The sequence below is a fragment of the Sphingomonas sp. 10B4 genome (assembly GCF_035019905.1).
GTDB classification, from domain to species: domain Bacteria; phylum Pseudomonadota; class Alphaproteobacteria; order Sphingomonadales; family Sphingomonadaceae; genus Sphingomonas; species Sphingomonas glacialis.
Window position 1 is genome coordinate 1 of the sequence record NZ_JASJVC010000373.1, and the last position, 262, is coordinate 262.

Consider the following 262-nt stretch of genomic DNA (forward strand, 5'->3'; position numbering starts at 1 on the left):
CCGTCAGGCTGATATGGCCTGCACCTTCGGCGCTGATGAAGATCGTTTTGCCTTACATTTCGAGACAAACCAATGGGCCGTCACTCCGGGGCAATCTGCCGTCTTGTATGATGGTGAGGTCTGCTTGGGTGGTGGCATTATCCACGCCGTCGGACTCTGAAACGGAGCGCTGTTGATCACACCGATACACCGCTTGTATGCATTTGCAAGTAGACACAATGTCACAATTTATCTACGCAAGCGCAGCAGACTGGTGTATCGT

General features: G+C 52.3%; 1 protein-coding gene. It reads left to right on the forward strand.

Translation table 11 applies throughout. From position 1 onward, the window contains the following. Nucleotides 1-13 precede the first annotated feature (13 nt). Nucleotides 14-160, forward strand: a complete 147-nt coding sequence (locus QN347_RS20160; RefSeq protein ID WP_323494454.1) for an aminomethyltransferase beta-barrel domain-containing protein — start codon at nt 14-16, stop codon at nt 158-160. The last annotated feature ends 102 nt before the right edge of the window (nt 161-262 follow it).

Bases quoted from the DNA above. Each gene is read 5' to 3' on its own strand.
- QN347_RS20160 (WP_323494454.1), top strand. From the start codon at position 14: ATGGCCTGCACCTTCGGCGCTGATGAAGATCGTTTTGCCTTACATTTC.